A 9,352-nucleotide genomic window follows, 5' to 3' on the forward strand; every position below is an offset into this window, starting at 1 on the left:
TAAAAATAAGCATCAATCTCTAGAAAGATTTATTATTCTTGCTAACACTTATAACCATATTAAGGATTCATTAACTTATCATTAAGTCATCCCATTCATCTCGAATCGGATGACTTGATACTCACAATAATTCGATTGACAGCACTTAGTCAATGCCAAAATTATTAAGTATTTATTAGCTTCTCTGGCTTTTGAACTCATAGAAGTTATGAAGCGTAGATTCAAAAAGCTTTGAGAAAGGTTTTGCCTATTTCAAACAATGAGGTGAACAGTTTTAGACTTTTTATGAATAACCATTTTTTAACCTTAATTGCCTAGATATTTAACCTTATATTTTGATACCATAATGCAATCTGAAATAGTAGAAAAATCTGGAGTAGTGTAGGGTGGGCACTGCTAATCAGATCCTGCATACTATATTCGGGTTTTAGTGGCAGTGCCCACCCTACGTGTGTTTCTTTTTATCAATAACCATTTTTTAACCTTGATTGCCTAGATATTTAACCTTATTTTTGATATATTTAAAAACCTATAGCAATCATAAATATTGATAAACAAGATCCCCGACAACTTCTGCGAAGTCGGGGATCTGTCGCTTTCAGACAACTCTTTGATTTTCACTATTTCTACCAAGGTAAGCGGCTACCATCCCAGGAAAAAAACTGTCCGCTATCGCCATCCTGAAGCTGTTCGATGACACCAAATAATTGATTAACTGTGCGTTCCACTGAAAACAATTTTTCAGGAGGTACATTTGCCTGAAATGGACGAGAAAGGCGTGTATCAGTTGTCCCAGGGTGTAACATGACTATCACAGTTTTGGGACTCGTTCTTTTATACTCAATGGCTGCTGTTCGCATTAACATATTGAGTGCAGCTTTGGAGGCTCGATACCCATACCATCCTCCGAGTTGATTATCACCAATACTACCTACCTTGGCAGAAATACTGGCAAAAATACTGCGCTCATGATGACGGAATAAAGGTAACAGGTGTTTGGCAAGCAGAATAGCCCCAATACTGTTGACTTGGAAGTAGTGCATCAAATATTCTGAATTGATACGTTTTAAACTTTTTTCTGGTTGCAAAGCACCCTCATGCAGCAATCCCACACAGTTAACAACTAAGTGCAACTTATTTACTGCTGCACTTATCTTTTGAACAACATCAATAATCTGCGACTCGTCAGTAATATCCATCGACAGACAAGTTAATTTGTCTGGATGTTCGCCTTCAAGAGTTAATAAATCAGCAGCGGACTCTGGCTGACGATAAGTTGCATAAATTTTAGCAAACCTGTCATCTTGCAGTAATTTTTGCACAAAACCCAAACCAATGCCTTGGCTTGCTCCTATGATGAATGCGTTAGCGTTGTTAAGTTCTTCGAGAAAAGACATTTGTTTTAATTAATAAAAGATCAATCTTTTTAAGATTATGAATAATCAGGGTTGGGTAACTTCATTACAATATAGCAATCCGAATTGAATCATGAGAAAACACGTAAACTTTACATCCAATGTAAAAGTCAAATTTTATTCAACCTTGGCGATTAGAAATCGCGGCTATACAGACGAAACCCGCCTACGCGGGTTATTCTATAAAGTCCACGTAGGTGGACTTTGTTTGTGTAGTAGCGATTTCTAATCGCCCAATTATTTCTTTCTCATGAGGAGTGATTTAGGATTGCTATAGGACACCCCAACCCACAACTTGAGTTATTACGTGACTAACTAGAGACAGATTTCTTATTCATTTCCCATTCCTCTCTATGTTTTTTCAAATTGACAATATATTGCTTTATCATGTGATCGCCCAAAAGGTCAGCGCGATCAAACAGACCTCCAACTGTCAAAGAACCTGGGGCGATTTTTAACAAACTATTTAAATGTCCAGCTATCCTATCAAGCCATTTATCGCCAATACCTAAACCCTCGTCATGAAGAACACCATCTTTGTCAAAATACTTCAAATGTCCAACGTGATAGTAGTCAATTATTGTGGGGGCATTAACTATATTCAACTTCTGAGTTCGGGGCAGATATTTAACTAAATTTGGGACTTTGACAGAAAGATCCGATTGACTCAGAGGAAGAAAAGGCACAAGATCATTATTATTAGCAAAACGAAATGTCTGGTTTACAAACTTCTTGTTGAATGCTTCAACAAAGTCTTCACTACCAACTTTAGGTTGTCCATAGTTATATAACCCGTTCGGGATAATGTTGAGTTCAAACAGACAATGAGCAGTAGCCATGACTGCTAAACCAGCTCCTAAACTATGCCCTGTAAACCACAGAGTTTTGTCTCCTTTATTTTTAATGTAAGGCTCTATTTTATCCCAAATTGACATCAGAGCGTAATATATTCCAAAATGTACGCCGTAACCTCCAGGTCCTTTAGTACGCTGTATGATTTGGGAATCTGTTAGCCAATCTATGATTTCTTGAGAACCGCGAAAACCAATAATCACTACCTCTTGATTTTCTAATACGATCGCTTGGGTATCTGTTAAACTCCAAGTATCACAGTCAAACCAATTTGGCTTTGTTTTATCTAGAGCAAGAGCTGCAACATTAAATTTTGAAATCCAACGCGGTACATCTTTTTGAAGGTTTGGATTTAGTTGTGAACCATTTTTATAAGCCAAAGAAGAAATCAGTCCCAAAGTATAGGCATTATTTGGGTGATAGCCAACTGCTTGTGGCTGAAAGTAAAAAGGATCATCCTGCAATGTCTCCATCACGTTTTGCTGATTGGTGATGAGTTGTTTCAATTTATTAAACATGACAGATCCTTGTAATGAGTTGCGTTTAACTTAGTATTCCCCTATACCCGCAACTCCTAGGATTTTGGTTATATCATGTTAGGATGAACACTTCAGGACTTACGCAAAATCATGAAAAATTAACCGCAAAGACACAAAGAACGCAAAGGTAAGAGGGTTTCAAAGGGTTTTTGCGTAAGTCCTACACTTATAAAAAACGAAGAACCTCACCCCGCCCTTCGGGCACCCCTCTCCTTGCTAAGGAGAGGGGCAGGGGGTGAGGTTGTTTGATTGTAACTAATTAGGCGAACTTGATATTACTTACCAATACAAAACTTACTAAAAATCCGGTCGAGAACAGATTCTGTCACTTCTTCGCCTGTAATTTCCCCTAAAGCATGAATCGCGTCTCGTAAGTCAATTGTCCAGAAATCAAGAGGTAACTGCTGGGCTATTGTCGCCTGGACTTGTTCTAGGGATGTTTTTGCTTTTATCAATGCGGCTGCTTGTCTTTGGTTAATTGCTAAATCTAAGTCTGCGGCTTGGACTTTGCCTGATTTGACTTGTTCTAAAATTGCAGTTTCTAGAGCATCAATACCTTGGTTTTGAGCAGCGGCTGTTTTGACAACATGGTTGATATTTGTTGGATATTCCACCATTTCAGGAGATGCTAAGTCAACTTTATTAATCACCAAAATTAAGGGACGATGTTGCACTTGAGAGTAGATTTCTTGGTCTAGTGCTGTCCAACCTGCTGTGGCGTCAATGGTTAAAAGCACTAAGTCGGCTGCACTGGCTGCACGGCGCGATCGCTCAACCCCTATCTTTTCTACTTCGTCTTGTGTTTCCCGAATTCCCGCAGTATCCAATACCTGCACAGGAATTCCACCGACAACTAACTGCGATTCCACAACATCGCGGGTTGTCCCAGGCAAATCGGTGACAATGGCTCTATCGCTTCTACTCCAAGCATTCAACAAACTCGATTTTCCGACATTCGGACGCCCAACGATCGCCACTTTTAAACCTGTCCGCAGCAATTCCCCTTTATCCGCAGTTGCAAGAATCTGAGAAATTTCTGCTGAGACTCTCTCAATTTCTGATATTATGACTTTATCATCCAGCGGAGCTAAGTCTTCCTCAAAATCTATCCTGGCTTCAATTTCTGCCAAGATATCTAAGGCGATCGCCCGTAGCTGACGAATCGGAGAAGCTAATTTCCCTTGTAAACCAGCGAGTGCTGTTTGTGCAGCTTGAGGCGATCGCGCTCCTACCAAATCCGCAATACTTTCTGCTTGAGTTAAATCTAGTCGTCCATTCAAAAACGCCCGCAAAGTAAATTCTCCTGGTTGTGCGAGTCTTGCACCATTTTCCAAACACAGTTGCAAAACTTCTTGCACCACCATAATTCCCCCATGACACTGGAACTCCACCACATCTTCACGCGTGTAAGAACGGGGTGCTTTCATAATCAGCAAAAGTGCTTCATCCACCAATTGCTGCGTTTGGGGATGGCGGATGTAACCATAAAGAATCCGGTGACTTTCCCAAACTTGATGTCCTGGTGCACAGAAAAGAGTTTGGGCGATGTGGATTGCTTGTGAACCAGAAACGCGGACAATTCCAACACTACCCTGCTGGGGAACAACAGCAGTGGCGATCGCGGCAATGGTTCCAGTAGTAGCAAAAATTTCTGACATTTGCGCCCTTTTAACCAAGACATTCAATTCTTTCTCGATTGTAGAGACTCTCAGAAGAAACAGGGTGTAGGGGAGCCAGTACTGAAGGAGGGTTTCCCTCCGTAGGTATCTGGCGTGTGTAAGGGAAAAAGCTGTTTCTTTTATCCATAACGGGTGGCGCGCCTAAGAGTGCGGGCACCCGAAGGCTCATCCAATTTCGCTCACCTCATTTAAACCCTTGTGGGTATGTCTGAAGCCCATTTACACACTCTAAATTTAACAAAAGAAAGGATAAGAGACACGGTAGACGGCTCACGAGTCCAAAAAGCTAATAGTAGAATAAAGTACAGAAAAGCTGTATGGAACGGAGGAAGGGAAATTGGATGAACTAAGGGCAGCACTAGAGCTAGCAAGCGACGAAGAATTGCAAGATCTCACGGCAATTCTGTTTAGTCGTAAGTTTAATCCTCTAGATTATGTTCACACACCAGAACCTATAGAAGTGCAAAGCAAAGGTCGCAAAGCTTGGCTAGATGCACTAGAGCAACGCTTTCGTTTTTTGGCTGCAGATGGAATAACGGTCTTGCGGGGACGCAGTCGTCAGGTGACTTACCGACAAGCGCTGATTCAAGTGTGTAAATATTTGAAAATACCTTATTCTAGTGAACTGACAACAGTTGATTTAGAAGCTGAGGTATTTCTGCACCTGTTGGGTCAGGTATGGAGAAAATTGCCAGAAAAGGATAAGCAAAAATTGACTGTGCGGATACAACGTCAGCTAGCAAAAGCAGAATTAACAGAACCGCTACCACTGACATTGCAGCGAGACCCCTTGGGGTTACTTCTCAAAGGCGGTAGCGCCCTTGCTGTCACTTCTGTTCTCCAGCCACTGTTGCTCAAACAAATTGCCCGTCAATTTGCAATGCACTTTGCGACATATCAAGTTGCCAAAGAAGCGGTAATTCAAGGTTCTGGAGCAGTAGCAAATCAGTTTCAAAATTATGCCACACTGCAGATGGCAAAGCAGGGTATGAGTGTTAATGCCGCTCGTTATGGAGTCACTCGCAGTGTGTTTGCCTTTTTAGGACCAGTGATGTGGAGTTGGTTTCTTGCGGACTTGGGGTGGAGAGCGATCGCCACTAACTACGGTCGAATTATACCTACCATATTTGCCCTAGCTCAAATTCGTCTGACTCGTGCTGAATGTTGGGAGCCTGCTTGAAACCAGCTTTTCGTCATCCCAACCCTAGTTTGCAATCTTCTTGGAACTATGCCCAACTGGGAATACTCGTCTTCCCATTGCTTCCGTTTCTCGGCGCTGTGGGTATAGTTTTAGCAATCTTGGGATCTTGGTTCACTCAATACCGCGCAATTATTCGCCGTCCCCTCCACTGGGGATTTGCGCTTTTGAGTGTCTTCATGCTCATCACCGTTAGTTTTGCCAACGACAAAACGGCGGCTTTTCTGGGCTTATTTAATTTCCTACCGTACTTTTTAGTTTTCGCTAGCTTTAGCACGCTTATTCAGACACCTGTACAACTGCGACACATGTCTTGGATTTTGGTGCTTGGTTCCCTACCAGTGGTGATTCTTGGATTTGGGCAGTTGTTTTTAAACTGGTCTTCTAAAATAAGAATTTTGTGGTTTGTCGTGGAATGGGAGATAGAACCTGGAGGACAACCACTAGGTCGCATGGCTTCCGTATTCATGTACGCCAACATCAATGCTTGTTATCTGATGATAGTTTTCATCCTAGGGATAGGGTTGTGGTTGGAAAGCTATCGGCGTCTGAGGAGACACGTAGACAACAGCAAAAGGGAACAACACAGGGAGAGAGTCACAGAGGGAGGAGGAAAACTTCCCTCACTCCCTCAGTCTCCCTACCGAACGTTCTTTTTCCTAACAGGAGTGATGATTGCCATTTTTGTGGCGTTGATTTTGACTGACTCGCGCAATGCTTGGGCGATCGCTATTTTTGCTTGTTTAGCTTATGCGGTTTACGAAGGTTGGCACATTCTTGTGGCTGGTGTTGCTGGTATCGTCGCAAGCGTGCTTTGTGCTGCTTTTGCTCCTTTGCCTATAGCTCAATTGTTTCGTAAGCTTGTTCCCGCTTTCTTTTGGGCACGTTTAAACGACCAACTGTATCCTGATAGACCAATCGCGTTACTTCGGAAAACACAGTGGCAATTTGCATTGTCTTTAACTCAGCAACGTCCTTGGACTGGTTGGGGTTTACGCAATTTTACTCCTCTGTACGATGCACAGATGCATATTTGGTTGGGACATCCCCACAATTTGTTTTTAATGCTATTTGCTGAAACTGGTTTTCCCACGACTCTTTTATTCTGTGGCTTACTCGTTTGGATATTTATTGCGGGTGTCCAACTTTTGCAAAAGTTAAAATCTGTAGATCAGGCAGAAGATAAATTGATATGTTTCAGTTATCTTCTGGTATTTGTGGGCTGGGTGTTATTCAACACAGCAGATGTCAGCTTATTCGATTTTCGCCTCAATACGATCTCGTGGTTATTTTTAGCTGCTATTTCTGGAGTTGTCTATCGCCAGAACCATTACCAAAGGCTACAGGTTAAATAAAAACTCATTATATAGGTCATTGCTCACTGGCCAGATTTTTCCGAAGATACACTGTGGTTTATCAAGTTATACGTTAATAAAATTACTTTTATACGACTGTGACCGTGTATGTGGCTCATCCCGCATTTCGTCACGTTCGCTGATTGTTGGGAAGATGTGGGAATACCTTTTTGTAGTGTTTTCCTACATGACGGGCATCTGTTGTAGATGCCCTTACTTTTTTAAGAAGAACTCAGAATTTGTATAATATCATGTCATAGCAGCGCTTTCATCGAAACCTGAAGTCCAAGAAGCCTTTAAAAAAAACTTCCAGCAAATTTTTCAAGTGTTGCTGCGTTATTTGGGGTCAGATAAACAAGTACGGTACTGGTGTGATCATGGTAAGTCGTTTAGGACTTAAAACAATGACAGGTCGCACAATCACTCTCAAAGGGGTAAAACCTGAAGGTATTGTTGTCGCATGTGAAAAAACTTTTATCTATATGGTCTTGTTGAACCAGCAACAGGAGATAGTTTCTTTTGGGAGTTTTCTCACTTGGATAGTATGTGTTTTCAAGATTTTTTAGACCTTTTTTCAAAAGCATACCCTGAGGTGTTAAATTTGGTTCAGATGGACTTTTGGCATTTCACAAGTCCTTGGATTTAAAATGGCCTGATAATGTTATCCCAATTTTCCAGCCACCAAATAGCCCTGAGTTAAATCCTATAGAACGTTTATGGGAACACATCAAGTACGAATTGTCCTGGGAACATTGCACAACTTTAGATCAGTTAAGACAGAAGTTATACCAATTCGCGTTCAAAAGCGTAATTTAGAAATTTTGATTGTCTAGTTCCATCAAGAACTATCGCTATTTGAAAGTTACGGTTTAGAATGCAGTTTAGTATTAAAACAGGTTCACAGATTCTATCTCATCCGAAGCGATTGCCTACGGCAGAGCTACGCTTAACGCCTCAATTTGTGGATGGGATTACATCACCTGAGCTTTATTAAGTGCAACTTCATAGAGAATTGGTATTAGGTTTAGGAGAAAGCGGAAGATGATAATCCGAGTCCAACAATGCTTTTAAGCCTCTCAAAATGTTGCACTTTGCCCAGTTCACTACTTCTCAGGTGGTGGTAAGTTGTCGCCCACTTTTTTTGTTGAACCTTTCATACGACAGTGCCAGTCGCCAAAGGTATTTTGAAAACAGATACCCGCGCTGGTATATTGCTCCACATTGCAGTTCTTTCCAGGCAAATGACTTCTACCCCTAATCTCATAACAAGTATGATTAGTGTAGCTGCCTCGAATATCGTATACGGGTTTGTCCATATTTATGCTTAAATGCTCCCCTCTTTGGTTAGTGTTATATTCCAGGTCGGTTACATTGGCTGGGCGAGATTTAGGGGCAATCTGAAGAGTGAGATCGCTGATAAGGCGTATAAAACTGCTAAAACCACCTTGACCAGGAGTCCCAAACTGCGATTCCTGGTCGCACAGAAAATACATCTTTGCCTGCTCGACGCTAGGCGCTCCTTTTTTTGGTTCTACCCTCGATGAGCAAGTCTGAGGTTGGCGTGCTGTTCCATACGGAAGAGTCTGAGCAGTTAGTATGGTAGGCGTTAAAACCGTTAGCAGCGTACAGCCTATTATCCCAAGAGTAAACCTTACTTTCACGTTAATTCCTCTATATTTGTCAACATCAAAACTGTAAAGACCCACCATCTGAAATGCTGTAAAAATTTCCCATAAGGAATTTGAGCCACCAGATTTCATTCCTCCCTACAAAGCATAATTGTGTGCTTCCGGAAAAATACCAAAGTTTCTGGTCAGGAATGTGTCTAAGTTACGGATTTTGTGTGAAATTACATATTGAAAAGTTATATCATTCGCCTACGGCTCCGTTCGCTTCGCGAAATGCCCAAACCTCCAACCACCAAAATAAACTCCACCCCTGGTGTATCCTTCCACTGCCAAACTACCGGTCTTTAGCCCTTGAAGTAGTTCACTCCTAAAGAACTCTGATTTTCAGCGCAGACCCGCGTAGTTTACTTTTTAGCAACATACCTAACACCGAGTAAATTTCCATATAGTCCTTATTTTTACAGTAGTGGAAGCGTCAATGATGACAGCAATTTTCCGATCTATAGACGAAGTTTGAAACAGGGAGTGAGGGAGTGTAATCACTTGAAAAGCGCTGAAATTTTGCTGGTGATCGCCCCAAAGGATTTGATATGACTTGTTGTTTTCTGAATGCGTTCTTTAAATTTTTGTGCTTTTTGCTCGTCAGGAATTTCTGCCATCAAAGTTTCTATAAGTTGGGTTTGAGT

8 protein-coding genes are annotated in these 9,352 nt (G+C 41.5%); 3 read left to right on the plus strand and 5 right to left on the minus strand.

The window, feature by feature from the left end:
• Positions 1–626: 626 nt before the first annotated feature.
• The 3 genes from DP116_RS09760 to mnmE all read right to left on the minus strand — a co-directional run bounded on the left by DP116_RS09760 (position 627) and on the right by mnmE (position 4,464).
• Positions 627–1,397: an SDR family NAD(P)-dependent oxidoreductase gene (locus DP116_RS09760; protein WP_169155003.1), complete on the minus strand. Its 771-nt coding sequence runs from the start codon at positions 1,395–1,397 to the stop codon at positions 627–629.
• A gap of 329 nt (positions 1,398–1,726) precedes the next feature.
• Positions 1,727–2,785, minus strand: a complete 1,059-nt coding sequence (locus tag DP116_RS09765) for a lipase family protein (protein WP_169155004.1) — start codon at positions 2,783–2,785, stop codon at positions 1,727–1,729.
• 296 nt (positions 2,786–3,081) lie between these two features.
• Positions 3,082–4,464, minus strand: coding sequence for a tRNA uridine-5-carboxymethylaminomethyl(34) synthesis GTPase MnmE (mnmE, locus tag DP116_RS09770; RefSeq protein WP_169155005.1), 1,383 nt, complete (start codon positions 4,462–4,464; stop codon positions 3,082–3,084).
• A 358-nt stretch (positions 4,465–4,822) separates the two neighbouring features.
• Here mnmE and DP116_RS09775 point away from each other — a divergent pair, with 358 nt between their 5' ends.
• The 3 genes from DP116_RS09775 to DP116_RS09785 all read left to right on the plus strand — a co-directional run bounded on the left by DP116_RS09775 (position 4,823) and on the right by DP116_RS09785 (position 7,854).
• Complete coding sequence (locus DP116_RS09775) at positions 4,823–5,665, plus strand: YaaW family protein (RefSeq protein WP_169155006.1); 843 nt, start codon at positions 4,823–4,825, stop codon at positions 5,663–5,665.
• Positions 5,647–7,038 carry an O-antigen ligase family protein gene (locus tag DP116_RS09780; protein WP_169155007.1) on the plus strand — a complete coding sequence of 464 codons (1,392 nt, stop codon included), beginning with the start codon at positions 5,647–5,649 and terminating at the stop codon, positions 7,036–7,038. Before DP116_RS09775 ends, DP116_RS09780 begins: the two co-directional genes overlap by 19 nt.
• A 636-nt stretch (positions 7,039–7,674) precedes the next feature.
• Positions 7,675–7,854 (plus strand): transposase, encoded by a 180-nt coding sequence (locus DP116_RS09785; RefSeq protein ID WP_246275564.1) that lies wholly within the window; start codon positions 7,675–7,677, stop codon positions 7,852–7,854.
• A 287-nt stretch (positions 7,855–8,141) separates the two neighbouring features.
• Here the strand turns inward: DP116_RS09785 and DP116_RS09790 are convergent, their stop codons facing one another.
• Positions 8,142–8,798 (minus strand): hypothetical protein, encoded by a 657-nt coding sequence (locus DP116_RS09790; protein WP_169155009.1) that lies wholly within the window; start codon positions 8,796–8,798, stop codon positions 8,142–8,144.
• A gap of 407 nt (positions 8,799–9,205) precedes the next feature.
• Complete coding sequence (locus tag DP116_RS30865) at positions 9,206–9,325, minus strand: hypothetical protein (RefSeq protein WP_479686311.1); 120 nt, start codon at positions 9,323–9,325, stop codon at positions 9,206–9,208.
• Positions 9,326–9,352 lie beyond the last annotated feature (27 nt).

It is taken from the genome of Brasilonema bromeliae SPC951 (genome assembly GCF_012912135.1).
Taxonomy (GTDB): Bacteria; Cyanobacteriota; Cyanobacteriia; order Cyanobacteriales; family Nostocaceae; genus Brasilonema; species Brasilonema bromeliae.